Raw genomic sequence first — 26226 nt, 5'->3', positions numbered from 1 at the left:
TGGTCTGGTGTTTACGCCTCGTTACAGATCCCTGTACTCGCTCGGCGGGCTTGCCAACGTTTGAAGAAGGGGCGTGCTGGCAGCTTCATCAGGAAGAGGGAGAGCAGGATCACCCCGATGCCGATCCACTGGCTGACATCCAGGGTTTCACCCACCATCAATACCCCAAGCGACACAGCCATCATGGGATTGGTGAGGGCCAGCATGCCCATTACCTCCGGGCCGTGGTGCTTTAATCCCCACAACCAGGCCCAGTAGCCCAGCGCGGTGTTGAGCAGGATCAACCAGAGCAATCCCGGCGCACTGGCCGGATCCGGTAACGGCATTGGGCCAGCCAGCCACCAGGCGAGCGGGATCAGCATCAAGCCCCCAAGCAGCAATTGCCATGCGGTCAGCGCCAGCAGATCGTTTACCGGCCAGTGGCGCATCCAGCGGCTGGATTGGCCGATCAGCACTGTGGCCAGCATGGCGCATGCGACTCCGACAGGATCCAGATTGGCAGAGGGGTTGAGCAACAGTAATACCCCAGCCAACCCCATCAATCCCAGCAGTAGCCATTTCAGGCTCGGTCGTGCGCCATCTTGCAACCAGGCCAGTAGCATCAGCACCAGCGGCAGGGTGGCACCAAGTGTACCTGCTACTGCCCCCGGCAGCCGGAAGGCCGCCACAAACAGCAAAGCGAAGAAGGCGGCAATGTTGCAAAACGCCAACAGGAACTGCTTGCCCCAGGGCAGAGGCGGCATGCGCGGATGCAACAGTAACAAGAGCAGCCCGGCAGGCAGTGCCCGCCATACGGCAACCCAGTAGGGTGAGTAGTCAGTCAGGTAGAGGCTGACGACAGCATAGGTGCTGCCCCACAGCAGTGGAGCCAGCAAGGCGATCAGCATTGGCATTATTTATCTCTTCACAAAGTATCTTTAAGTGAAGATAAATTAGCGCCAAATTGATTTATCATCAAGTATCTCGATATAAAGATAAGTGGTTGGCGATGGAATCAGATCATGTAGACCTGCTGCTGGCTCAGTGGGCCCGGCAGCGGCCGGATCTCGACTGTTCTCCTATGGGGGTGCTGGGTCGGGTAGCCCGGATGGCGGCAATTGCCGGTCGTGAGGTGAGTGAAGAGCTCAAGGAGTGCGGCCTGCTTGGCACGGACTTCGACATTTTGGCGACCCTGCGTCGGTCGGGTGAGCCACTGACGCCGACAGTGCTCTACCAATCGGCCATGTTGAGTTCGGGTGCCATGACGGCTCGGCTCGACAAGCTGGCCGAGCGGGGACTGATAGAGCGGCAAGCGGCGCCTAGCGATCGGCGCAGCCTGCTGGTCTGCCTCACCGAATCGGGCAAAGCGCTTATCGACCGGGCGGTTGAGCTGCACGTGGCCAACGAGCGTCGCCTGCTGGCGCCACTGACCGAGGCGGAGCAGGCTCAGTTAGCGGCACTGCTCAAACGCTGGTTGCTGGAAAACGAATAACAAAAACGGGCCAGCAGGCCCGTTTTTGTTGGCAAATCAGTGCTTGACTCAGTAACCGCCTTTGGCCTCTTTCACCGCCAGCCCCAGCTGCCACACCGCCATAGCGTAGTGGGTGCTGTGGTTGTAGCGGGTGATGGTGTAGAAGTTGGGCAGACCGTACCAGTATTGGTAGCCGGTGCCCACATCGAGGCGTAGCAGGCTCGACTCGCTGTGGTTGCCGAGGGGGCTGGTGGGCGTCAGCCCTGCGCGGCGCAGGGTGGCGACCGGGTAGCGGGTCTGGAAGCCATGCTCATAGCCGGGCAGTTGGCCCTGACCGCGCACCGCAACCGGTTGGCCTTTCTCCCAGCCGTGGGCCTTGAAGTAGTTGGCGACGCTGCCGATGGCATCTACCGGATCCCACAGGTTGGTGTGGCCGTTGCCGTCAAAGTCCACCGCATAGCGCTGGAAGCTGGAGGGCATAAACTGGCCGTAGCCCATGGCTCCCGCATAGGAGCCCTTGGGTTCGGTGGGATCCATCCCCTCGTCGCGGGTCATCACCAGGAAGGCTTCCAGCTCGCTCGTGAAGAACTCGGCGCGGCGCGGATAATCAAATGCCAGCGTGGCCAGCGCATCCAGAATGCGGGTCTTGCCCATCACCCGGCCCCAGCGGGTCTCCACCCCGATAATGCCGACGATGATCTCCGGTGGCACCCCGTAGATCTGCTCTGCCCGGTTCAGCTCGCTTGCGTATTCACGCCAGAAGTTGACGCCGTTCTGTACGTTGTCCGGGGTGATGAACTTGGCGCGATAGCGGTTCCAGGCGCCGGTCGGGCCGGTGGGCTTGGCGGTGGTCGGCGCCTGGGCATCCATCAGGCGGATGATCCAGTCGTAACGCTCTGCCTGTGCCAGCACCTGATGCAGCTGGGCGTTGTCAAAACCGTGCTTCTCGACCATTTTCTGGACGAACCTGTCCACGTTGGGGCGATTGGCGAAGTCCCCCTTGCTAACCCATTGTGTATAAACGGGTTTGCTCGATGGTGCCTGATTGATAAAGGCGCTCTTGGGCTGGGGGACGACCACGGGTTTTGGCGCTGGGGCGCTGCTGCAGCCACCGAGCAGGGGGAAGAACGACAGAGTGAGAAGAGAGGCAAGGCGACGCATAGGGTTCTCAAAGAGACTGATAAAAGTGTCGCAATGGTAAAACATTGTCATCCCCGTGCAAGTGTTCCGTGCGCCTTGTTTGCCGCCAATTCATCGTGCGATGGATTAGCCCTTCTGTGAGGGCTGTGCTGTTTCGCGCTGGGGGTGACGTAGCGTGTGGTAGCCGCTCCAGAGCCGGGTCAGGGTGGTGATGGCGCAGAGCAGGGCAAAGCCGTAGGCGAGCGGGGTAAAAGCGGCGGGCCACAGGCACATCAGCACAAAGAGGGCGATGGTCTCGCTCCCCTCGGTGAGGCCACCCAGATAGTAGAGGGATTTGTGGTGGTAGACCGGATTGTCGATGCCCCGCTTGCCCGCCATGATGGCAAACGCCAGAAAGCTCGACCCTGTGCCCATAAAGGCAAACAGCAGGGTGGCGGCGGGCAGTGCATTGGCGGGGGCGGCGAGGGCAAAGCCCAGCACCACAGCGGCGTAGAAAATAAAGTCGAGCGTGATGTCGAGAAAGCCGCCGCAGTCGGTGATGCCGGTTTCCCGCGCCACGGCGCCGTCGAGCCCGTCCAGCAGCCGGTTGAGCAGGATGGCCGCCAGTGCCCACTGATAGCAGCCAAAGGCCAGCAGCGGCAGCGCCAGCATGCCGATGGCAAAGCCGGTGAGGCTCACCTGATTGGCACTGACCCCGGCACGGCAGAGCGGTTTGGCGAGCTGGGTGAGAGGGCTGCGGATCACGGGGATCAGGTGGCGGTCAAACAAGGTGAACTCCTCGGTTAAAAACAGGATTCGGTGAGGTTGAGTATGGTGCCCGGCGCGTCTTCCGCATCGTGGGTCACCAGGATGGCGGGGATGGCCAGCGCCTTGATCTGCGCGAACACCAGTTCGCGAAAGGCGGCCCGCAGCGGCTTGTCGAGACGGGAGAAGGGCTCGTCCAGCAGCAGGGCGTCGGGTTCCGCCAACAGCGCCCGCAGCAGGCTGACCCGCGCCCGCTGACCGCCGGAGAGCAGTTGCGGCAGCTTGTCCGCCTGATCCGCCAGCGCGACCTGCGTTAACGCTGTCAGTGCCTTTTCCCGCCGAGCGTATTTTCCCTTGATGGTCGCAGGCATACCGAACATCAGGTTCTCCGCCACCGTCAGATGGTCGAACAGCAGGTCATCCTGAAACAGCATGCCGATGCGCCGCGCCTGCGCAGGCAAGGTGTTGAGTGGCCGCTCGCCGAGCCTTATCTCCCCCTCCAGCCGGATCGGGCTGCTCCCCGTCAGTGCGCCCGGTAGTACCCCGGCGAGCCCTGCCAGCAGGGAGCTTTTACCGCAGCCGCTCGGGCCCATCAGGGTCAATACCTCGCCGGGGGCCACCTGCAGGGCAGGGAGTGAAAGCAGCGGATTTTCAGCAAGGTAAAGTCGAAGAGGCGTGGTGCTCAGCATATGGCTGTTTCCATCATGAGAGTTCATCGTGAGCCGCCCCCCTTGAGCGCCGGATTGATCCGCGCCGGCAGCCAGAGCGCCAGCAGGTAGATAACGAGTGGCAACAGCAGTTGCAGCAGGCCGTATAGACCCGCCAGCCGCCGATTGAGGCCGCTGCCGATGGCCACCGCTTCGGTGGTGATGGTGACTACCCTGCCTGCGCCAAAGAGCAGGGTCGGCAGATATTGGGCCAAACTCACCGCCGCCCCGACGCTGAAGGCAAACAGCAGCGGGCGCGCCAGTAGCGGCGCTTTGACCTGCCACCAGGCTCGCCATGGCGTAGCCCCCAGCAGCAGGGCGCTCTGGGTGATCCGCGGATCGAACTGGCGATAGGGGCCGTGCAGGCACAAATAGACATAGGGAAAGACAAACAGCAGCTGGCTCCAGAGCACCCAGCCCCAGCCAATACCGCTGCTTATCGAGTCATGTGCAAGCCAGTCCAACCCGAGCCGGATGCCAAACAGCAGGCTTGCCTGCGGCAGCAACAGCGGCAGGCAGATAAGCCAGAGTGGCCAGGGGCGGCGCCCGGATTGTGCCTCCAGACTGCACACCGCCATCACCAGTGCCAGCAAGCCGCTCACCAGCGCCAGCAGTGCGCTGGTTGCCAGCAGCGGCAGCAGGGTTGGCAGCAGATCCAGCCAGTAGTGGCTGCTCCACTGACTGGGCCAGAGGGCGGGAAAGGGCCAGCGGCGCGCCAGCGACCAGAGCAGCAGGGCCACCAGCACCGCCAGATTGAGGGTGATCAGGGTGAAGGCAAAGCCTGCTGCGAGCCGGTTGGCAAAGGAGTGGGACGCAGCTCGTTTGCCATCGAGCCAGCAGCCTTTGCCCATCTCTTTATGAAGCCACTCCAGTAATCTGAGCAGAGCGATGAGCAACGCCGTGATGGCGAGCAGCAGCAGGGCGCCGCTGGCGGTGGCTCCGCGCCAGAGTAGATCCGGGTCCTGATACCAGAGCCACAACCGCACCGCCAGCGGGGTGGGGGCATCGGGCCCGAGCAGCTGGGCGAGATCCACCACCGCCACTCCGTAGGCCGCCACCGCATAGATGGGCAGGCGCAGGGCAGGCCAGAGTGCTGGCAGCAGCAGGCGCCACCAGATCTGGGGGGCGCTGAAACCGAGGCTCTCCCCCAGCCACTGCTGGCGTGCCAGCAGGATGGGTTGCTGCGCGGCCATCGCCATCAGCAGCAAAAAGGGGGTCTCCTTGAAAACGAGCAGTGCAATCAGCCCGAGCCCCAGAGGGTCACGAATGGTCTGCCAGTCGGGGGGGAGATCAAACCCCGTCAGAGCTGGCGAGACGAGCCGCAGCAGCCAGCCGGAGGGGGCTAGCAGAAAGGCAAAACCGATGGCAAAGGCGACGTGGGGCATGGCCAGCATGGGCGAGAGCAGGCGATGGAGCAGCCCGAAAGCCCGGTTGTTGCTGTGGGCCAGCAGCAGGGCGGTCAACAGCAGACTACCGAGGGTTGAGGCGGCGCCAATCCACAGGCTCAGTGCTGCTGAGTGCCAAAGAGCGGGTTGGGCGAGCAGCAAGGCGAGATGAGAGGCGGCCATCCCCTCCGCCAGCAGTTGCCACAGTCCCGCCAGCAATGGGATGACGAAGATCGCCAGATAAATGACCGCCATCCCTGTACTCATACTGGGGGGGCGTGTCAACTGGCGCCACGGTCGGGAGCGGGAAAGCGGGTGACCAGCGGCACTCATCAGTGACCGTAACGCTCGGCCCAGGCCGCTTCCAGCTTGAGCTGCCAGCTGGGGTGAGGCTCGGCCACCGCTTTGAAGCGCAGCGCCGGTTGCTCTTTGGCGGAGTCAGGCAGCATATCGGCCCGCAGCACGCTGGGATCACCCCAGAAGGCCGGATTGGCCTTGCGCGCCTGCGCCGCCGGGCTCAGCAGGAAGTTTGCCACCACCTTGGCACCCGCACGGGCACTGGCGTTGAAGGGGATGGCGAGAAAATGGCTGTTGGTGAGTGCCCCTTTCTCCATGGCCACCGCCTCCACGCTGGGGGGCAGGGCGCCAATCTGGGCGGCGCTCTGCGCCTCCTGCGGATTGAAGCTGATGGCCATGGCCAGTTCGCCATCATCGAGTAGCTGGCGGGTTTCGGCGGCGCTGGTGGGGAACAGTTTGCCCTTGCGCCAGAGTGCCGGATGCAGCTCATCGAGCCAGGCCCAGAGCGGGGCGGTGAGCTTGGCAAAGTCGCTCTCGGTCGCCTCCCGATAGAGGGGGGCGGGGTTTGGCGTCAACTCCAGCAGGATCTGCTTGAGAAAACTGGAGCCATGGAACTGGGGCGGCTTGGGATAGGTGAAGCGGCCGGGATGGGCCTTGGCCCACGCCAGCAGGGCTGATGCCGAGGTGGGCGCTCTGGTGACCTCTTCGGTGTCGACCATCAGATTGAGCTGGCCGATACCCCAGGGTGCTTCTAGCCCTTCCACCGGTAGGGTGAAGTCTTCACTCACCGGCAGGCTGCTGTCTACCAGCGCCATGTTGGGTAGCTCGGCGGTAAAGGGCGCGCCGAGCAGTCCCTGCTCCTTGAGCGCCTTGAAATTCTCGCCGTTGACCCAGAGCAGGTCGATGGGGCCGCCAGCTTGCTTGCCCGCCTGCTTGTTGGCCAGCAGCTGGCTGACGCTCTGGGCGATATCATCCACCTTCACCTGCACCAGCTTGACCTGATAGTCGCGCGCCAGCTCCTGCCCGGCCCACACCAGATAGGCGTTGATCTCCGGGCTGCCGCCCCAGGCGTTGAAGTAGACGGTCTGCCCCTTCGCCTCCTCAAGGGTCCGTTGCCAGTTGTCATCAGGAGTGGCTAACAGCGGGCCGCTGGCCAGCAGTGGCAGGGCGCACAGCAGGGCGTTTAGCCGCTGTTTGAGCTGTGAGTTGAGTTGTGAGAATGGCTTGAGCATAAACGTTTCCCTGATTGTCAGGCGCCACGGCGCCAGCGGTGATAACGGGCCAGCAACGCCAGCACCCGGGTGGGCTGGTGGGCCCGTTTCCATTCACCCGCCACGTATTTGTTCCCCTCCATCAGGGTGGGATAGGCGTGAATGGTGCCGAGGATCTTGCCAAGGCCGAGGCGGTGACGCATGGCGAGCACGAACTCGGCGATCCGCTCACCGGCGTGAGTGCCCACTATGGTGGCGCCAAGGATAGTATCCTTGCCCGGCACGGTCAGCACCTCGACAAAACCGTGGCGCTCCCCATCGGCAATGGCTCTGTCCAGCTCGGCCAGCTCGAAGCGGGTCGCCTCGAAGGGGATCCCCTGCGCTTCGGCTTCCTTGCGATTTAGGCCGACCCGGGCAATCTCCGGCGTGGTGTAGGTGGCCGCCGGAATGACCCGATAGTCGGCCCGAAAGCGCTTGAACTGGCCAAACAGGGCATTTACTGCCGCATACCAGGCCTGATGGGCGGCAAAGTGGGTGAACTGGTAAGGGCCCGCTACGTCTCCTACCGCCAGTATGCTGGGGAAGTTGGTGGCAAGAAAACCATCGACCGCTAGGGTGCCGCGGGGGGCAAGCTCGACTCCCAACGCTTCGAGCCCGAAGCCGCTCACATTGGCGACCCGACCCAGTGCCAGCAGCAGTTGATCCCCTTCCACCACTTGTGTCTCATCGCCCCGGCGCAGTTGCAGCCGGATGGGGAGATCCCCCTTGGCTGCGGGCAGATAGTCGGCTCGTTCGGCGCGCCAGCCGGTGAGGAGCCGCACGCCATCGCGGCTCATCTGCTCGGTCAGGGTGTCGGCTACCTCTCTATCTTCGCGGGGCAGTAGTTGCTCCGAGAGTTCCACCAAGGTCACGGGAATGCCGAGCAGGGCGAAGCTCTGGGCCAGCTCGCAGCCGATGGGGCCGCCGCCCAGCACCAGCAGGCGGCGCGGCGGAGTGCGCAGTTGCCAGAGACTATCCGAGGTGAGGTAAGGCACCTGATCCAGCCCCGGCAGGTTGGGCTCCAGCGGTCGGGCGCCGGTGGCGATGACGATATGGCGGCTGGCGAGGCGCTGGCCATTGACTTCTACCTCCCAGGGGGAGACCAGCCGCGCCTCCCCCTCGATGCACTCCACCCCAAGCCCCTGATAACGTGCGATGGAGTCGTGGGGCTCGAACTCCTTGATAACCTCAGCCACCCGCTCCATCACGGCGGCAAAATCGGCGCGGGAGTGGCTTGGGCTAAAGCCCAGCTCGTCGGCTTTACGCTGCTCTGCGGCAAAGCGGGCGCTTCGGATCAGCGCCTTGGAGGGGACGCAGCCGCTGTTGAGGCAATCGCCCCCCATCTTGTGTTTCTCGATGAGCGCCACCTTTGCCTTCACCGCTGCCGCGATATAGCTGGTAACCAGCCCACCTGCACCCGCACCGATCACCAGCAGGTTGTAGTCATAGCGAGCGGGTTTGCGGTAAGGGGCGAGCAGGCGCCGTTGGGCGAGGTGTGTGGTCAATTTCTTGACCAGCCAGGGCATCAGCCCCAGCAGGGTCAACGCGACCATCAGGCCGGGGGAGAGGATATTGCCGGTGCTGGTTAACTGGCCAAGCTCGCTGCCCGCCAGCACATAGACGAAGGTGCCAGGCAGCATGCCAAGCTGGCTGACCCAGTAGTAGGTGCTGACTCTGATGGGGGTGAGCCCCATCAGCAGATTGACCAGAAAGAAGGGAAAGATGGGGATGAGGCGCAGGCTCAGCAGATAGAAGGCCCCCTCCTTCGCCATGCCGGACTGAAAGGTGGCCAGCTTGTCGCCAAAGCGGGCGGTGACCCAGTCGCGCAGCAGAAAACGGGCGCTGAGAAAGGCCAGGGTCGCGCCTAGGGTGCTGGCAAAGGAGACCAGCAGCAGCCCCCAGGCGACGCCGAACACCGCGCTGCCACCCAGGGTGAGCAGGCTGGCGCCGGGTAGGGAGAGGGCAGTGCTCAGCACATAGATAAGCACGAACAGCAGGCTGGCCGAGACAAAGTGGCTGTCGACCCATTGCGCCACTGCCGCCTGCTGGGCCTGCAAGGCGTCCAGAGTGAGGTAACGACCGAGATCGAGGGCAAAAAAGGCGCCGATAAGGCCCCCCATCACCAGTGCAAGCAGCAGGCGGGTCCGGTTCATCAGGCGTCCTTGCTGTCTGGCTGGGCAGGGCGTTCCGGTTGCACCGGCAGCTGGCAGAAGCCCTGCGGCGCGATATCGAGGGCGGCGTTGAACTTGGCCGACATGTTCTGGAAGGCGATAAGACCGGTCAACTCCACCATGGCATCGTCATCGAACCAGAGCTTGAGGTGGGCCGCCTGTTCATCGCTGACCCCATCGAGGCCAGTCATCGCTTCGGTGTAGTCGAGCACTGCTTTCTCCCGCTCGTCGAACAAGGGGCTTTCGCGCCAGTTGGCCAGCGCCTCCACCTTCTCGCTGGAGCCGGCTCTCTTTACCAGGGTCATGGCGTTGATGTCGACGCAAAAACGACACCAGTTGAGCTGGGAGACCCGCACCGTCACCAGCGAGCGCAGCACGGGATCGATGGGGGAGCGCTTGCGGTTGATGACCCCGTAGAGGGTGGCGACGGCGGCAAAGAGGCGCGGCGAGCGGCCCCAGCACTTGCCCGGAATAAGCACCTGACCATAGTTGCGCTTTTGCAGCCAGAAAAAGGGGCGGATAAACCAGGCATATTCCCGGTCGGGTTTGACCTCAACGCGCATCAGTTACCTTCTTGTTGTTTCACACTTACGGTTTCAAATTGGGTTTGTAGGCCTGGCCGAGGCGCTCGTTCAGGCGGGTCAGGAAATCCTCGATCCGCGCCCGGTTGGTGCCCAGATCGCTTTGCCCCTGACGGGAGGCTGATCGCATATCGATGCGGGTCTCTTTGGGGCCAGCAAAGACCCGCAGCGCCACATCATCCTGAAAGCCGAACCAGCCGGTGGTAACCACCGCATCCAGACCGTCGGGGCTGAGTCGTACCTGCCAGCCCAGCTCCTGCATCAGTTCGTTGGCTTCAATCACCACTTCGGCAGGAGAGGCCCTGGTAAAGAGAGGACCGGGTTTTGCCTCAACTGCTTTCAGCGGAGCGCTATTTATTGGCAGATCCTGCGCTGTTCTGAGCTCTGCCGCCCAGCGTAGCTGGGGGGGATTGTAGGGATCTGTGCTCACATCGTTGATCAGCGGCATACGTAGCGCCTGCAGCACAAAGGTCAGCGGTAGCAGCAGTGGCAAGGCGCCAAGGCCGCTGGCGTAGCGGTTGCGGCTCCAGGGCAGACGCACCAGCAAGATCAGGGAGACAAGGGCTCCGATGAGACAGATCGCAAAACCTATCCACCAGGGCCAGAGATGAAGGCGGCTGCCGAGGGCGCCAGCGAGCGGGAGTAACCAGGCCAGCAGGGGCCACAAGCAAGAGCGGGGCATAGCACGGGATCCATCGTCGAATGTGGACAATGCCGAGAAGGATAAACTTAATTGCCTGATAACGTTAGTAAATTGATGAGAGTTTGGCGTGGTTTTGGTCAGTTTTGCGAGGGGAATGCAGAGGGAGGTGAAGCCCGCCTGACGGGAGCTTCACCGAGAAGATGGTCAGTTGTGATGACTTAGTTGCGATAGAGCACTTTGATCAGATGGAAGCCGAACTTGGTGCGCACCGGCCCCAGCACCTTGAGCAGTTCACCCTTGAAGACGGCATCGTCGAAGGGCTTGACCATGTCCCCCTTGTTGAACTCCCCCAGATCGCCGCTGCGTTTTGCAGAAGCGCAGGTGGAGAAGCGCTTGGCCATCTGGCCGAAGTCGGCTCCCTTCTCGATCTTCTCCTTGATCTCCAGACACTGTTTTTCGGTCTTGACCAGAATGTGCTGGGCACAGGCTTTTTTCATCGGGGCGCTCCTGGGAGTGATGGCGAAGGTTGTTAACGCCAAGGGTGGTAGCAAATGGGGGCGCAAGAGTACCCCAATTTGCCACCGGCGTCAGCCATCACCCCGCCATTTACCGGCGTTCGTCAGCCCTGTTACTGGCGAGCGCGGGTGGCCAGCATGGCGCGAGGACGCGCTTGCCAGATGATCTCCAGCCCGAGCAGGGCGTAGAGGCTCCAGATGGCCAGCGGATTGAGCCATTCGCCCCCCAGTTGCAGGGTCATCAGGGCGCAACCTGCCAGCAGCAAGGTGATCCCCGGCAGCCGCCAGTGGACGGGCAGGGGGGCCAGCAGCGCCATCGCCAGCAGAATGCCGAGGCCAAACGGCAGGTTCAGGGCGGTAAAGGCCAGCGCCTGTTGGCCACTCATGCCGGTCAGCAGGGCCAGCAGGGCGCTGCAACAGGCGAGAAAGGTGATGAACTCGAGACGATCGGCAATATAGTCAGCCATCTGTTCGCTACGTGCATGCATGATGTGTCTCCTTCAGTTGATGGTTCAAGTGTGAGGGAGGGACGCTTGCAAAGGCAGCGGGATAATTCGATTGCGCTGAACGAGCAATTCTTAATCACCCACTACGGCGGGCTTTGGTGTGTGCCGGGCCAGTTAAACGGTGAGGGTGGGGCGATGCCGACAAACTCTGTCGTGGTGGGTTTCTGGTGGTAAAGAGAGGGGGAGAGGTGACAAATGGTGCCTGACGACGAAGTGAACCTTGTTCAGGGCAGGTCAATTCGCCCTCATCATGAAAGCGGGCGGCGTCATTGTCACCAAAATGTGTGATTTGTGGTCAACCTCTTAAAAGATATGGTGAATTTGCCAATGGCGCCGCGCTGTCGCTGGCCGATGCCTATGTTAGGATAAGGTTCGCCATTTTTCTGGCGCGCATTTTTGTGTCACGGCCATGCACGGCATGGCGTGCTGCGCCGCATTCGGGGTTGGCCCGAAAGGGCGCTGGTTTCCTTCACCACAGATTCAGGAAAATTGACCTTTGACAGGATGCATTTCATCCCTGCTGGCAGGGCGTTCACTGTCCGGCCCTGCGTTTCGCCGCGGCCTGCGGGTACTGGGGGTGGGCCTGTTGCTGTCGCTGCTGGCTTCGCCCGCGTTTGCCGCCAAGCTCACCTATCAGGTCAAGGGGTTGAAAGGGGAGAACAAGGATAACGTTGAAGCCTACCTCAATGCCCTGCCGGTCTATCAGGAGCGGCAATATCGCCCGGCCCGCGCCAAAATCACCGAGAGTGTGCAAAAGGCGCTGCAGGTATATGGCTACTACCAGCCGAAAATCACCCTGAGTCGCGACAAGAAAACCCCGTCCAAAGTGGTGATTGAGGTGGACAAGGGGGAGCCGGTCATCGTCTCGCGCCTCGATATTCTGCTGGAGGGGGATGCGGGCAGCGACGAGCTCTACAGCGCCCTGCTGGACAAGTTGCCCCTCAAAGAGGGGGAGCCCCTCAACCACGCCAAATATGAATCCATCAAGGCCGATCTGGGCAGCCTCGGGCTGGCCCGCGGTTACTTTGATGCCAAGCTGAGCAAGAGTCAGGTCAAGGTGTTCCCGGACAAGGGGACGGCAGAGATATTCATTTTGTTCGAATCGGGCCATCGCTACCGTTTTGGCGAGATCCGCTACGATGCCACTCCCGAAGCGCTTCACCTGATCCGCCCGCTTATCAACATCAAGAGCGGTGACCCCTATCTCGCCATCCGTCTGGCCGAGATGTCGCAGGATGTCTCCTCCACCAAGCTGTTCCGTCAGGTCGATATCAAGCCGGTATTAAGCGAGGCGAGCAACTATCGGGTGCCCATCGCGGTGACGCTGGATAACAGGGTTGATCACGAAATCGAGACAGGTATCGGTTACGCCACCGACGTGGGGCCGCGGATGAGTGCCACCTGGGAGAAGCCCTGGGTCAACCGCTATGGCCACCGTCTGTTTGCCACCGCCAAGGTGTCGGCGCCGGAGGCCGAGCTCAGCTTCGACTACCAGATCCCGGTGGGTAACCCGCTGCGGGACTACTACTCCATCCAGACCGGTTACCAGTACAAGGACAACAACGATACCCGCTCCGATCTCACTACCATCGGTGTGCACCGCTGGACGCGGCGGCCGGAGAGCTGGGATCGGGACGTCTTTATCCGGCTGGAGAACGAGATCTATACCCAGGGCGCCGACGAGGGGAACAGCTTGCTGCTGATCCCCGGGGTCTCCTGGTCCCGACTGCGGGTGCGCGGCACCCTGGTGCCCGACTGGGGGGATCGCCAGCAGTTGACGCTGGAGTTCTCCGACCCCAGATGGGGCTCCGACATCAGCTTTATGCGGGTGTGGGGGCGCAGCAAGTGGCTGCGAACTCTTGGCGATAACCACAGATTCCTGATGCGGGCAGAGCAGGGGGCCATTATAGGTGACAGCTTCTCGTTGGTGCCGCCGTCCTTGCGCTTCTTTACCGGTGGCGATCAGACGGTGCGCGGCTTTGGTTACGAGAGCATCTCCCCCACCGGGCCGGATGGCAAGCTGACCGGTGGTCGCTACACCAGCGTGGCCAGTCTGGAATACAACTACCGCTTCAGCGAGAAGTGGCTGGGGGCCATGTTTGTGGATGGCGGCACCTCCACCACCGATTACAGCGAACCCTGGAAAATAGGTACCGGCGTCGGTGTGCGCTGGGTCACCCCCATCGGTCAGGTCAGGCTGGATCTGGCGGTCGGGGTATCTGAGGAGGACAAGCCCTTGCGGCTGCATTTCGCATTGGGGCCTGAATTATGATGTTGTCTAAACGCTTTTTTCTTTGGCCGCTGCGGCTGTATCTTGCGCGGGGGTCTGCATTGTGATCTGGCTAAAACGCATCTTTCTCTGGCTGATGGGGCTGGTGTTCCTGCTGCTTATCGGCGTCAGCCTGCTGGGCTTTACCCATCAGGGCAACAAGTGGTTGTGGCAACAGGCCAAGGGAGCGCTGCCCTCCCTAAAGGGGGAGCTGGTGGCCGGTCAGCTTGGCTATGGCTGGACCCTGGAAGGGGCCGGCTGGCAGGATGAGCTGGTGGATGTGACGGTGGATCGCGCCGTGCTCGACTGGGATCTGGGCAAGTTGCTGCAGGGGAAGCTCTGGATAAAATCCCTGGCGGTGACCCATCCGGTGGTCAAGGTAGCCGACTCCGAGCCTGCGCCGGAAGAGCCTTCCGAACCCTTTGTCTGGCACCCGTTGCCACTCAAAATTCAGGTCGACAGCCTTAAGGTGGCCGATCTCGATCTGGCTGTGCCCGGCGTGGCCGTGACCCTGGGGTCCCTGGATATCGGCGCCACCCTCAATCGCAAGGGGCTGATTGTGCGCGGCCCGGTGCTCGATAACCTGAAGGTGACGCTGGATGATGCGGCACCCGCCAGCGCAGCCAAATCTGCCAAGCAGCCGGCCGCTAACGAGAAGCAAGCCGGTGCTGCGGTGGCGCGCAACAACAAGGCCAGCGCCAAGATCCCCAAACAGGGCAAAGGGACGCCAGCTGCAAATACGGCAAAGGCTGCCCCCATTCTCCTGCCCGCCATTCATCTTCCTTTCCCCATCCAGCTGGAAGGGGTCAGCGCGACCCGGGTGCAATATAAGCAGGGCGAGCTGATCGAAGGGCTCGACAAGCTGCTGCTGTCGGCCACTGCCGCCGACGATCGCATCGAGGTGCGCGAGCTCTCGCTGCGCCACGCCATGGCCGATCTGGCGCTCAAGGGCCATATCCAGCTAAGTGATGACTACCCGCTGGCGGTGACGCTGGATGCCAAGGCCCGCAAGGGACTGCTGGATGGCGAGTTGCAAGGGGAGCAGGCCACGCTGGCGCTGAGCGGTTCGGTTGGCAAGCTGGGGTTGGCGTTGTCGGCCAAGGGGCCGATTGCAGCCAATCTCAAGGGCTCGCTGGCTGCTCTCGACCCGGATCTGCCTTTTGATGTGGCCCTCGACTGGAAGAGCCTCGGTTGGCCTCTTCACAAGCCCGCCAAAGATGAGCCGAGCTATCGGCTGGACAAGGGGAGCCTGACCGCCAAGGGCAAGCTCTCCGGCTACCAGTTTGCCCTCAATACCTCCGGCAAGGGGACCGATGTGCCCCCCTTCAAGCTTGCGCTGGACGGCAAGGGGGATCTGGAGCGGCTCAGCAAGATCGCCTTGCAGCTCAACGCCCTCAAGGGGGAGTTGAAGCTCGATGGCAAACTCGCCTGGAACAAGGGGATCGATTGGCAGGGAACCACCCTGTTCAAGGGGATCAATCCGGCCGAGCTGCTGCCCGAGCTGAAAGGGACGCTGGCCGGTGAGCTGGAGAGCCGCTTCGTGATGAACGAGGCGGGCCACTGGGAGCTGAAACTGCCCAAGCTCAAGGTGGATGGCAAGCTCAACCAGTACCCGCTGGCCCTCAAGGGTGAGCTTAGCGGCAACGACAAGATGGAGTGGCTGATCCCGGCGCTCTCGCTGCAAAGTGGCCCCAACCAGTTGCAGGCCAAGGGCAGTATCAGCAGCGCCCAGTGGAGGCTTGATGCCAACCTGCAGGCTCCCCAGCTGGGGGGCATCTATCCCGGCCTGAAAGGGGATATCAAGGGGCAGGTGAAGGTCAGTGGCAATCAGCAGACGCCAAAAATCGATGCGGATCTGGCCTCCGACCGGCTCTACTATGCCGGCACCGACCTGAAGGGGAGCAGTCTCAAGGGCAATGCGGTGATCGGCGCCAAACCGGCCGGTGAGCTCGCGTTGTTGGTGGCGCAGTTGAAACAGGGCGAAACCAAGCTCAGCCAGCTGGCCCTGAACCTCAGCGGCGATATCAGTCAGCATCTGTTGACCTTGACCATGAAGGGTGACCCTGTAGCGGCCAACCTCAAGCTCGGTGGCGGCGTGCGCGGGGATCACTGGCGCGGGGCGCTCTCCGAGTTGCAATTGAAAACCCCGCTGCGCCGTTGGGACTTGAGCTCCCCCTGGGCACTGGATCTCGATCTGCCGCGTCAGCGGCTGGCGATGGGGGATCTCTGCCTCGGCTCCCAGGGGGCCAGCCTCTGCGTCAAGGGAAGTCAGGTCTCCGCTGCACAGGGCACTCTGGAGTTTGCCCTGAGCGAGTTTGATCTCAAGCGGCTGCGCCCCTGGTTGCCGGACAACTTCCGCTGGCAGGCGATGCTCTCGGCCGATGGCCGCGCCAGCTGGCGTGGCAATCAGCCGACCCTGCATGCTGTGGTACGCACCACGCCGGGCACTTTTGTGGCAGATGGCCTCAAGACCGACTATCAGCAGCTGGCTCTGGCCCTGGATTTCGAGCGGCAGCAGGCGGCCATTAGACTCGATTTTGCCTCCAAACAGATCGGCAATATCGATACCGATCTGCTGATCAGGGAGCCTGCCGGTCGCGGTCTGCTCGGTGGTCAGCTCAAGTTTGACGATCTCAAGCTCAATACCTTCGCGCCGCTCATCCCTGAGGTGCGCTCCCTGCAAGGGATCATCTCCGCCGATGCCCGTTTCGACGGCACGCTTGCGGCGCCCCTGCTGTTTGGCCAGCTCAACCTGCGTGACGGTGAAGTGCAGACTCACTCCGATATGGTGACCCTGACCAAGCTGGTGACCCGCCTCAAGATCGAGGGAAATCGCGCCGAGCTCGATGGCTCCATGCTGGTGGGCAAGGGGCCGCTGGCACTGGGAGGCTGGCTCAGCTGGGCCAAGATGCCGGTCAGCGGCAGCCTCACCATTCAGGGCAAGGATCTGGAGGCGCAATATCCAGGCATGGGCCGGGTCAGAGTCTCGCCCGATATCGCGGTGTCGCTGGGGGAGGAGACCCGCATTACCGGTCAGGTGGATATTCCCTGGGCGCGCATTCTGGTCAAGAGCTTGCCGGATTCGGCGGTGGCGGTCTCAGACGATGTGACCGTGGTCTATGACGATCTGCCCCCGGCTCCCAAGCAGGCCAGCCTGCCGCTGGCGATGAAGGTGGCGATCCGCCTTGGCAACGATGTGAAGCTTGATGCCATGGGGCTGAAGACCGATGTCTCTGGCGGTCTCAATATCCGTCAGGATCCCGAGAAACCGCTGGCAGGCAACGGCCAGCTGGTGCTGACCAATGGCCGCTTCAAGGCCTATGGTCAGAACCTCATCATCAAGGAGGGGCGGATCCTCTTCTCCGGTCCGCTGGATCGGCCGTTCCTCAACATCGAGGCCAACCGGGATCCCGATACCATCGAAGGTCAGGTGACGGTCGGGGTGCGGGTGACCGGGCCTGCCAGCAAGCCGGAGATAACTGTCTACTCCGAGCCGCAGATGGCGCAGTCGGAACAGCTCTCCTATCTGCTGCGCGGCAAAGGGCTGCAAACCAACGGAGAAGATGGCGGTTTCAACGGTCTGCTGGTGGCCGGTGCGGTCAATCAGGCCAATGGCGTGGTGTCGAGCATCGGCGAGTCGCTCGGGATGAGCGATGTCTCCCTCGATACCGCGGGCAGTGGTGACAACACCCAGGTGACGCTGTCTGCATATCTGCTGCCGGGCTTGCAGTTCCAGTACGGGGTCGGGGTCTTCAGCCCCATCGCCGAATTCAAGCTGCGCTACGAGGTATTGCCACGACTCTATCTGCAGGCGATGAGCGGGGTGGCTCAGGCGGTCGATATCTTCTATCGCTTTACTCTGTAACGCATCATCCCGTAACAGGGCTGATATGAACGTAAACGGGAGGCACAGACCTCCCGTTTTTTATTGCACGATCGGCTGCAGGCAAACAGCGATAAGGGGCTGGAGGGTAGAGGAATAACGGATTGGGCAGACCAGAAATGCGAAAACCCGGCGCTAGGCCGGGTTTTCTGAATGATGGTGGAGGGAGAAGGATTCGAACCTTCGAAGGCAGAGCCGTCAGATTTACAGTCTGATCCCTTTGGCCGCTCGGGAACCCCTCCACGGGGTATTGCTTTCAAATTGTCGCACTTGAAATGGTGGAGGGAGAAGGATTCGAACCTTCGAAGGCAGAGCCGTCAGATTTACAGTCTGATCCCTTTGGCCGCTCGGGAACCCCTCCACAAGTGCGAGGCGCATACTAACAGATCCTCCGGTTTTGTGAACCCCCAAGCAGGATTTTTCCATTAAAAGAATTGGATTTGTGGCCGATAACCAGTGAAATCGCCATTTTCGAGAGTTATCTCATGCTGCCCAGTTCAATCCGTAATCACCTGCTCGTCGATGAGGGCCAGTTGGGGCAGCGCCTAAACCGTGACCTGCAGCATGGGGATCGGGCGGATTTCCGGTTGCATCTGGCCCTGCTGACCGACGCGGTGGAGGAGCAGCCCTGGTTTGATGCCAAACCGGCGGCCAGTTCCCAGAGCCGTGACTGGCGTCTGCACTTTGACCTGAGACCGTCAGAGGTGCTGGTGGCTGAAGGGGCGGGGAGTGACTGCAGTGCCATCAATGAGCGGTTGCAACAGGGGGGAAGCATGGTGGATGTGCGGCTCTGGCTGGCGCTGCAAACACCGCCGTTGGCGGTCAAACAGCCACTGCTCGATGAGGCTGTCTACGACAACCTGTCGCCGCTGGCGCGGGAGCGGTTGCAAGGAAAGCTGGCCGATATGCCACGCCAGGAGGATCCGCTGGTATTGCTGCCGATCCTCGATCGTTTGCAACAGGGGGTGGATACCCGGTTGCACTGGCTCAGTTGATGGTGCCTGTTTACTGGTGTAATGCTGTGCTTGTCGGGAGATCACAGGCAACAAAAAGGCGGGTAACCCCGCCTTTATGCTCTTTGGAATTTTTAGCCTTGCAGCATGCAATCAAGCGTCAGCTTCATCCGGTTGCGGCTGCTCTTTGAGCGCGGCATTGGCACGACGGGCAATCGGCTTTTCGGTGTGACGGTTGAGTTGGCGCTCCAGTTTTTGCCCCAGTTCGTTGATGGCGGCGTAGAGATCCTCATGCTCTGCCTGGGCAAACAGTTTGCCGTTGGGGATGCCAGCACTGGCTTCGACAGTGAACATCAGACGCTCTTTGGAAACAATCACATGGGGTGTGATGAGAGGCACCTGAAGACGTTCGAGCTTTTCAAAACGGGATTCGATGCGCTCGCGGATAGCCGGGGTGATGTCGATGATTTTGCTGGTAATTTCGATTTTCATATTGGCCCCCTTCGGGTCGTCTTGCTTGTGTCTTCACCTTCAGATTACTCATTGGTAAAGATTGAAATGTGATCCATGTCACATAACCTTCCCTTGGCTATTCAGCAACTTATAAATTGTGATCTTTTCCGGTTTCGTGCCAAAAACAGCTTGAGCTCCATGAAACGGGCAGGCAGTATGACGGGAATAGGATCGTTTCTGTCCCTTCTTGGCAGCACTTCGTGTCGACCTCATGTCCGGTTTTCACTGCTTGATATCGCATGTTTGTACTCTTCCCTCGCAACCTCTGATCTGATGAGCGGATGCAGGGGGCGTTGCTATGCCTGATTGGACATCAAACGTGGTTGGTTGTTGTGTTGGAGTGGTAAATGAAGCAGCAGGCCACGCAAGTCATGTGGTTTTTCGATCGGCAACATGATCAGTGGAGTCTCTCTGATCAGGGGGCCTACCAGCAGTGGCAAGGGGAGGGCAATCATCCCTGGGCCGCTCGCCTGTTACCGGAAGATGAGGCAGGCTTTGCCGACTTTCTTGTCCGGCTTCATGAATCACATCTGCCTGAACAGTTCATCGGTCATCTGAAAGATGATCAGGGGCAGCTCAACCATGTGCTCTGGAGCGGCCAGTTTGTGCCCACCCAGCAGATCTGCTGTGGCTGGCTGGCCCCTCTTGATACCGCTAACAGTGCAGTATCCTCTCTCAACCTCTCTTTGCCGTTGCTGCAAACCACCCTGCTCACCCAGTTGGCGCAGGCGCTCTCTGCCCGAACCGGGCTCGATTTCTTCAATACCCTGGTCAGCCAGCTGGCTCATATTCTCAAGGTGGATGCGGTCTGGGTGGGTGAGCTGTGCGGTACCGACCGGGTCAAAGTGCTGGCCGCCGACGGGCTGGCGCAGAAGGACTACCCGCTGGCGGGCTCCCCCTGTCAGGAGCTCTACAAGCAAGGGGCCATCTGTTTCGAGGTGATCGACGAGTCGCAGGAGTATCAACCCTGGCTGGCGGCTGGGCAGACTTATTATGGTCAGCCGCTGTTTGATGTCAGAGGCCAACTTCTGGGCCATCTGGCGCTGCTCTATTCGGCCCCGGCAGATACCAGCAATCTCACCTCGGTGCTCAATACCTTTTCGGTACGGATGGTGGCCGAGCTGGAGCGATTGCAATCAGATGCCCAGATGCGCCTCTCTGCCGTTGCATTCGAGACCCACGAAGGGATCATCATTACGGATCCGGGGTTCAAGATCCTGCGGGTCAACAACGCCTTCAGCCAGATCACCGGCTTTGACAGCCAGTCGGTGCTGGGCCTGCATCTGGAAGAGGATCTCTGGCCCAATCTGGGTGGGCTCGGCTACGAGCTCAATACCCTCAGCCGCTGGCAGGGGGAGACCCAGCGTCGCCATGTCGATGGTCACACCTATCCCCAGTGGGAGATAGTGACGCCGGTGCAGGACGAGAAAGGGGTGATCAGCCACTTTGTCATCTGTTTTGAGGATATCTCCGAGCGCAAGGCGGCCGAGCGGCGCATCCAGGATCTCGCCTATTACGACGAGCTGACCGGATTGCCCAATCGCCGTCAGCTCCACGAGACCCTGGTGCAGACCTTCAACGAGGCGACCCGTGACGGTCTGATTGGCGCCCTGCTCTTTATCGACCTCGATCACTTCAAGACCATCAACGACTCCCTCGGCCACGCCACCGGTGACTGGCTGCTCAAGGAGGTCGCCGCCCGTCTCAAACGGTTGGTGAGACAGGGGGATTGTCTGGCCCGCCTCGGCGGTGACGAGTTTGTGTTGCTGCTGCCATCACTCTCGGCCAGCCCGCCCCAGGCGGAGATGCAGGCCGATATCATTGCCGAACGGCTTATCACCGAGATTGCCGCTCCTTATACCTATGTGGGGCAGGTGCTGCACATCGGAGCCAGCGTCGGCATTACCCTGTTTCCGGATCGGGAGCAGGGGGTCGATGATCTGCTCAAGCAGGCGGATACCGCCATGTATCAGGCCAAGTCCGCTGGCCGCAAGACCCGTCGCTTCTTCGATGCCTCGATGCAGCAGCAGGCGGATCGCCGTCTGCTCATTCACAACGAACTGCGTAACGCCCTCAGCCAGCAAGAGCTGACCCTCTATTATCAGCCCCAGCATATGGTCGATGGCGGCGATATCATTGGTGTCGAGGCGCTCATTCGCTGGCAGCCGGCCGGTCGCTCGCTGGTCTCGCCGGCCGAGTTTATTCCCATCGCTGAGGAGACGGACCTGATTGTCGATATCGGCAACTGGGTGCTGCACGAGGCGTGCGCCCAGTATGTGCTGTGGGAGGAGAACGGCATCCATATTCCGCAGATCTCGGTCAACGTCAGTGCCAAGCAGTTCCATGCCACCGATTTTGTCGAGCGGATCCACGATGTGTTGGCGCAAACCGGCATGGATCCGGCCTGCCTCAATCTGGAGATCACCGAGTCCGTGGTGCTGGGTCATGCCGAGGACACCATCAGCAAGATGACCGAGCTCAAGGAGCTCGGCATCAGCTTTGCCATCGACGATTTTGGCGCCGGTTATTCCTCCCTGAGCTATCTCAAGCGGCTGCCTGCCGATGAGCTCAAGATCGACCGCTCCTTCATTCAGGACATCCCGAAAGATGGTGACAACATGGCCATCGTCGAGGCGGTGATCGCCATGGCGCGACATATGGGGTTCAACGTCACGGCGGAAGGGGTGGAATCCCGTCAGCAACTGGAGTTTCTCAAGGCGCAGGGGTGCAGTTTTTATCAGGGCTATCTCGCCTCCAAGCCGCTGCCGGTGCCCTATCTGGAGAAATATGTACAGCGGCTGACCAGACCGGAGCAACTGCGTGAAATGCAGCTGAGCGAGCCAGAAAAATAGTCCTTGCTCCCCGCTGTAGCGCTGCCCGGCAACGGGTAGAATGAGAGGCAGTAGACCCACCGCCACCGGGCGGTGTATTGCCCTCAATGGAGATGTTCAGTGAAAGCTGTATGGGGAATTGTTTTGTCGGCGCTGTTTGTGCCGACCCTGATGGCGCAGACTGCCGACCAGACGCTCTACCGTCAGGCGTATGACGCCGTACGGGCCAATGATCAGGCCCGTTTTCAGCAAATTCGTGCCCGTTTGACCCATTACCCCCTGCTCCCTTACCTCGATTACTATCAGCTCGCCTTTCGTCCGGGGGCGGCGGATTACAACGATGTGACCCGCTTTATCCGCCAGCATGGGGATACCCCCCAGTCCAACCGGCTGGAGCGCAGTTATCTGACCTATCTGGCCCAGAGCCAGCAGTGGTCGCAGTTCCTGCGCTTCTATCCGGCCAAGCCGAGCTCCACCGACCTGCTCTGCATGCACTATCAGGCGCTCTATTACACCGGCAAGCCGAAAGAGGCGTTGCAGGGGGCGGGCAAGATCTGGATGAGCGGCCAATCCCGTCCCGATGCCTGCTCACCGCTGTTCCAGCTGTGGCAGGCATCCGGTCAGCGAACCCAGGAGAAGATCTGGCAGCGGATGACGCTGGCGTTCGAGGCGGAAAACCCCAATCTGATCCGCCATCTTGGCGCGACCCTGGGTAGCGGCTTGCAAAGCTATGGCGATCAGATGGTGACCCTGTTTGAGCAGCCCGCCAAGGCGATGAACCCGGCCTATTTCAGCAGCAACCCCTATTCCCGCAAGCTGCTCTCCCTCGGTTTGACCCGCTATGCCAATCAGGAGCCGGAGTCGGTGCTGCGCCAGCTTGCTCTGTTTCGCAGCCGTTTCGGCCTGACCCAGGCCGAGGTGAAACCGGTAGAGCGTGCCATTGCCCGCCGCCTGCTGCTGGATCGCTCCATAGCCCAGCGCAGCTGGGTCGACAGCACGGTGAAAAAGCTGGCGGATCCTGACATCACCGAGCTTCGGGCGCGACTGGCCATCTGGGAGCAGGATTGGCGTAGCCTCTCCGGCTGGGTGAAGATGATGCCGATGGCCCGTCAGAAAGAGGATCGCTGGCGCTACTGGATGGCGCGCTCCCTTGAGGTGCAGGGGCAGCAAAAACCGGCGCGGGATCTCTATCTGGAGACTGCCAACCTGCGCGGTTTCTACGGTTTCATGGCGGCCCAGCGCACCGGTGTTCCCTATCGCATCAAGAACCAGAGCGTCAAGCATGTACCGGACTGGCGTACGGCCAGCCAGCGCTGGCCCTTCCTGTTGCGGGTACGCGAGCTGCTGTCGATGAACGAGATTGCGGCGGCCCGCTCGGAGTGGATCCACAATATGGATCGCAATCCGGTGGCCCAGCGCATCGAGTTTGGTCATATCGCCCTCAATCAGGGGTGGCACGAGCTGGCCATTCTCGCCAGCATTCGCGCCGAGGCGTGGGATGCCCTCGACCTGCGCTTTCCGCTGCCGCTCAAACGCACCTTCTCCCAGATGGCGCAAGAGCGCACCATGAACACCAGCCTGCTCTATGCCATCTCCCGTCAGGAGAGTGCCCTCTATCCGCTGGCACAGTCGCCGGTGGGGGCGCGCGGTCTGATGCAACTGATGCCTGCTACTGCCAAAGAGACAGCCGGCAAGCTGGGGGTGCCCTATCGCAACGAGCAGCAACTGTTTGATCCGACGATGAATATTCGTCTGGGAAGCGCCTATCTCAAACGCTTGCTGGATGTCTATGACGGCAACCGGATCCTGGCGGCGGCCGCCTACAACGCCGGGCCGGGACGGGTAAAACGCTGGCGAGAGCAGAGTGACAACAAGCCGATGGACGTGTGGGTCGAGAGCATCCCCTACAAGGAGACCCGCAACTACGTGCAAAACGTGTTGTCGTTCGATCTCATCTATCAGCACAAGCTGCAGCAGCCGCTGCGCTTCATGTCAGAGCGGGAGCTCAATCACGCCTATTGAGTCGGGGGCCGCCAGCCGGCCCCTGTTTTCAAATTTCCCTGCTGCCGGGTATCATCGGGTAAGGTTTTGTTACCAAAGGAAACATGCCTGGTGACCTGGCTCCGGGAATTGCATCAGGCCGCAGGGTATACTCGGGCGTCGGCACCGACAGGTTCCCCCACAATAAAGGAATGGATAGTGGCAACGATTAAAGACGTTTCTCAGCTGGCAAATGTGTCTATCTCCACCGTGTCGCGGGTTATCAACAACACGGCACAGGTAGCACCGGAAAAGCGTGAGGCCGTACTGGCGGCCATGAAGGAACTGAATTTTCGACCCAACAGTTTTGCCCAGGCACTGGTCAGCAAGCGTTCCAACTGCATTGGCGTGCTGGTTGGCGACCTCTGCGGCGGCCCCTTCTTTGCCCAGATGATGCGTGGCATCGAAACCATGGTCGATCAGGCCAACAAGTTCACCATCGTCATGTCTGGCAACCACGATATCGCGCGCGAGCGTCACGCCATTCAGGCGCTGCTGCAGCGCCAGTGCGATGCGCTGATCCTCCACAGCAAGGCGCTTCCGGACGAGGAGCTGAGCGAGCTGGCGGCTGGCTCTACCCCCATCGTGTTTATCAACCGTCAGGTGCCGGGCGCGGAAGATCGCTGCGTCTGGCTCGATAACCAAGCGGGGATCACCACCGCGTGCCAGCACTTGCTGGATGCCGGTCATCGCAACATCGCCTTTATCACCTCCGATGATGAAGAGTTTGTCGATGGTCAGCAGCGGATGGCCGGTTACACCCAGACCCTGGCGAGAGCCGGGATCGCCTTTGATCCTGCTCTCGTCAGCCGCGCCTATGCCGACGAAAATGGCGGATATGTGGCGATGAGTGAACTGCTGGCCCGTGGTGTCGAGTTCACGGCCGTGCTCGGTTTCAACGACGGTATGGTGGCGGGGGCGATCTCTTGCCTGCTGGAGCGGGGTTACAAGATCCCGCAGCAGGTATCGGTGGTGGGGTTCGACGATATCCCCTACGCCCGCTACATCTATCCCAAGCTCACCACGGTGCGCTACCCCATCGAGGAGATGGGCAGCCGCGCAGCCGAGTTGGCACTGCGTCTGCTCGATCACAAGCCGGTGGACGGCCTGGCGCTCAAGTTTGAAGCCCAGCTGGTGGAGCGTGAGTCAGTCGCCTGATGTGCGTCAGACAGTGAACAACAAGGTGGCCCCATTGGGGCCACACTGTTTTCTGCGTTATCTGAATAATCCGCCATTTATCCCGCCAGGGCGATCCGCTGCTGGCGGCGTGCCTCCACCCCTTCTGCTACCATATCGAGCAGCCGCCTTGTCTGTGCCCAGCCGATACAACTATCGGTGATCGACTGGCCGTAGCGCAGCGGTTTGCTGCCAATCTCCTGACGCCCTTCGCAGATAAAACTTTCCACCATGATGGCGGCGATGGCATGGCTACCAGCGCCCAGCTGGTCGGCAATGTCACGGGCAACCAGCAGCTGGCGGGCATGCTGTTTCTGGCTGTTGCCGTGGCTGCAATCGATCATCAGCCGGGGTGACAGATGATGTTGGCGCAGCAAGTCGCCAGCCTCTGTAACATGATTGCTCTGATAGTTGGGTTGGCGGCCACCGCGCAGGATCAGATGACAGTCGGGGTTGCCATGGCTGCGCACCAGTGCCAGCTGGCCATCACCGGAAGGCTGGGTATAGAGGTGGGCCGCCCGGCTGGCGAGGATCGCCTCGACTGCGATCCGGATATTGCCATCGGTGCCGTTTTTAAAACCGATGGGGCAGGGGAGAGCGGAGGCTAGCTGGCGGTGGAGCTGGGATTCGGTGGTGCGGGCACCGATAGCGCCCCAGCTGATGAGATCCCCCAGATAGAGCATGCTGGTGAGATCGAGAAATTCGGTGGCACAGGCGAGCCCTTCCTGTCCAAGTGCCAACAGTAACTCCCGAGCCTGGGTTAGTCCCTTTTCCAGTTGATCGCTGCCATCGAGGTCGGGATCGAAGATAAATCCTTTCCAGCCGAGCGTCGTGCGCGGCTTTTCGAAATAGGTGCGCATCACCAGTTGCAGTTGCTCCCCGTATTGGCCCTGCAGTTCAGCCAGCCGGCCACCATAGTCGCGGGCGGCTACCGGATCGTGAATGGAGCAGGGGCCGATCACCAGCAGCAGGCGATCATCCTCTCCCTGCAGAATATGGCGGGCTTGCTGGCGGCTGCGAGCGATCTGGCGAGCGAGCCGTGCCGGACAGGATCTGGCCTTTAACATCTCGTCAGGGGTGGGCAGGGTGGCAAGGGGTGAAGCATTCAGAAGTGAGGTGAACATGAGCGATCCTGATGAAAATGGAAATCTGCATGCTCTTTGCTGTCCAGT

The 26226-nt window shown here is 61.1% G+C and carries 20 protein-coding genes and 2 tRNA genes; 7 read left to right on the top strand and 15 right to left on the bottom strand.

Going from position 1 to position 26226, the window contains the following annotated elements:
- Positions 1-11: 11 nt before the first annotated feature.
- A complete protein-coding gene (locus ACB040_RS09365) occupies positions 12-893 on the bottom strand; it encodes a DMT family transporter (RefSeq protein WP_123173378.1) in 882 nt (293 codons plus the stop codon).
- Between the two features lie 95 nt (positions 894-988).
- On the opposite strand from ACB040_RS09365, the gene ACB040_RS09360 reads away from it, so the two are divergent.
- A complete protein-coding gene (locus ACB040_RS09360; protein ID WP_005334289.1) occupies positions 989-1471 on the top strand; it encodes a MarR family winged helix-turn-helix transcriptional regulator in 483 nt (160 codons plus the stop codon).
- A 48-nt stretch (positions 1472-1519) separates the two neighbouring features.
- On the opposite strand, the gene mltB is transcribed toward ACB040_RS09360, so the two are convergent.
- From mltB to ACB040_RS09310, 10 genes are all read right to left on the bottom strand, one after another.
- The gene (gene mltB / locus ACB040_RS09355; protein WP_338771681.1) at positions 1520-2611 is read right to left on the bottom strand and encodes a lytic murein transglycosylase B; all 1092 of its coding nucleotides are present in this window, start codon (positions 2609-2611) and stop codon (positions 1520-1522) included.
- Positions 2612-2716: 105 nt separating this feature from the next.
- Positions 2717-3358 (bottom strand): CDP-alcohol phosphatidyltransferase family protein, encoded by a 642-nt coding sequence (locus tag ACB040_RS09350; protein WP_338771678.1) that lies wholly within the window; start codon positions 3356-3358, stop codon positions 2717-2719.
- A 14-nt stretch (positions 3359-3372) separates the two neighbouring features.
- Complete coding sequence (locus ACB040_RS09345; protein ID WP_338771676.1) at positions 3373-4023, bottom strand: ATP-binding cassette domain-containing protein; 651 nt, start codon at positions 4021-4023, stop codon at positions 3373-3375.
- A 23-nt stretch (positions 4024-4046) separates the two neighbouring features.
- Complete coding sequence (locus ACB040_RS09340) at positions 4047-5681, bottom strand: ABC transporter permease (RefSeq protein WP_371154457.1); 1635 nt, start codon at positions 5679-5681, stop codon at positions 4047-4049.
- A 77-nt stretch (positions 5682-5758) separates the two neighbouring features.
- Positions 5759-6955, bottom strand: coding sequence for an ABC transporter substrate-binding protein (locus ACB040_RS09335; RefSeq protein WP_371154459.1), 1197 nt, complete (start codon positions 6953-6955; stop codon positions 5759-5761).
- A gap of 17 nt (positions 6956-6972) precedes the next feature.
- Positions 6973-9126 carry an FAD-dependent oxidoreductase gene (locus ACB040_RS09330; RefSeq protein ID WP_371154461.1) on the bottom strand — a complete coding sequence of 718 codons (2154 nt, stop codon included), beginning with the start codon at positions 9124-9126 and terminating at the stop codon, positions 6973-6975.
- The gene (locus tag ACB040_RS09325) at positions 9126-9707 is read right to left on the bottom strand and encodes a carboxymuconolactone decarboxylase family protein (RefSeq protein WP_338771667.1); all 582 of its coding nucleotides are present in this window, start codon (positions 9705-9707) and stop codon (positions 9126-9128) included. Before ACB040_RS09325 ends, ACB040_RS09330 begins: the two co-directional genes overlap by 1 nt.
- Positions 9708-9732: 25 nt before the next feature.
- Positions 9733-10407: a DUF1499 domain-containing protein gene (locus ACB040_RS09320; protein ID WP_338771664.1), complete on the bottom strand. Its 675-nt coding sequence runs from the start codon at positions 10405-10407 to the stop codon at positions 9733-9735.
- A gap of 179 nt (positions 10408-10586) precedes the next feature.
- Positions 10587-10865: a peptidylprolyl isomerase gene (locus tag ACB040_RS09315; protein ID WP_005334269.1), complete on the bottom strand. Its 279-nt coding sequence runs from the start codon at positions 10863-10865 to the stop codon at positions 10587-10589.
- Positions 10866-10996: 131 nt separating this feature from the next.
- A complete protein-coding gene (locus ACB040_RS09310; protein WP_005334267.1) occupies positions 10997-11371 on the bottom strand; it encodes a hypothetical protein in 375 nt (124 codons plus the stop codon).
- Between the two features lie 514 nt (positions 11372-11885).
- Between ACB040_RS09310 and ACB040_RS09305 the strand changes: the two genes are divergently transcribed.
- Together ACB040_RS09305 and ACB040_RS09300 are read left to right on the top strand one after the other, a co-directional pair.
- On the top strand, positions 11886-13661 hold the full coding sequence (locus ACB040_RS09305; RefSeq protein ID WP_005334265.1) for an autotransporter assembly complex family protein: 1776 nt from the start codon (positions 11886-11888) through the stop codon (positions 13659-13661).
- A gap of 61 nt (positions 13662-13722) precedes the next feature.
- On the top strand, positions 13723-17523 hold the full coding sequence (locus tag ACB040_RS09300; RefSeq protein ID WP_338771659.1) for a translocation/assembly module TamB domain-containing protein: 3801 nt from the start codon (positions 13723-13725) through the stop codon (positions 17521-17523).
- A 175-nt stretch (positions 17524-17698) separates the two neighbouring features.
- On the opposite strand, the gene ACB040_RS09295 is transcribed toward ACB040_RS09300, so the two are convergent.
- Together ACB040_RS09295 and ACB040_RS09290 are read right to left on the bottom strand one after the other, a co-directional pair.
- Positions 17699-17783, bottom strand: a tRNA-Tyr gene (locus ACB040_RS09295).
- Between the two features lie 34 nt (positions 17784-17817).
- Positions 17818-17902: transfer RNA gene (locus tag ACB040_RS09290), tRNA-Tyr, on the bottom strand.
- 124 nt (positions 17903-18026) lie between these two features.
- Between ACB040_RS09290 and ACB040_RS09285 the strand changes: the two genes are divergently transcribed.
- Positions 18027-18536 (top strand): VC2046/SO_2500 family protein, encoded by a 510-nt coding sequence (locus ACB040_RS09285; RefSeq protein WP_338771657.1) that lies wholly within the window; start codon positions 18027-18029, stop codon positions 18534-18536.
- Positions 18537-18647: 111 nt separating this feature from the next.
- On the opposite strand, the gene hpf is transcribed toward ACB040_RS09285, so the two are convergent.
- On the bottom strand, positions 18648-18986 hold the full coding sequence (hpf, locus tag ACB040_RS09280) for a ribosome hibernation-promoting factor, HPF/YfiA family (protein ID WP_005334257.1): 339 nt from the start codon (positions 18984-18986) through the stop codon (positions 18648-18650).
- Positions 18987-19354: 368 nt separating this feature from the next.
- Here hpf and ACB040_RS09275 point away from each other — a divergent pair, with 368 nt between their 5' ends.
- The 3 genes from ACB040_RS09275 to ACB040_RS09265 all read left to right on the top strand — a co-directional run bounded on the left by ACB040_RS09275 (position 19355) and on the right by ACB040_RS09265 (position 25036).
- Positions 19355-21859, top strand: a complete 2505-nt coding sequence (locus ACB040_RS09275; RefSeq protein ID WP_371154466.1) for a putative bifunctional diguanylate cyclase/phosphodiesterase — start codon at positions 19355-19357, stop codon at positions 21857-21859.
- Positions 21860-21958: 99 nt separating this feature from the next.
- Positions 21959-23860, top strand: coding sequence for a transglycosylase SLT domain-containing protein (locus ACB040_RS09270; RefSeq protein ID WP_181224383.1), 1902 nt, complete (start codon positions 21959-21961; stop codon positions 23858-23860).
- A 177-nt stretch (positions 23861-24037) separates the two neighbouring features.
- Entirely contained in the window at positions 24038-25036 is a 999-nt protein-coding gene (locus ACB040_RS09265) for a LacI family DNA-binding transcriptional regulator (RefSeq protein ID WP_005350588.1), read from the top strand.
- A gap of 77 nt (positions 25037-25113) precedes the next feature.
- On the opposite strand, the gene ACB040_RS09260 is transcribed toward ACB040_RS09265, so the two are convergent.
- Positions 25114-26178 (bottom strand): 3-deoxy-7-phosphoheptulonate synthase, encoded by a 1065-nt coding sequence (locus ACB040_RS09260; RefSeq protein ID WP_129504332.1) that lies wholly within the window; start codon positions 26176-26178, stop codon positions 25114-25116.
- Positions 26179-26226 lie beyond the last annotated feature (48 nt).

The organism is Aeromonas sp. S11(2024) (assembly GCF_041402345.1).
GTDB lineage: Bacteria > Pseudomonadota > Gammaproteobacteria > Enterobacterales > Aeromonadaceae > Aeromonas > Aeromonas veronii.
The sequence above is the reverse complement of the archived record's forward strand: the minus strand, read 5'-3'. Positions and strand labels throughout refer to the sequence as shown.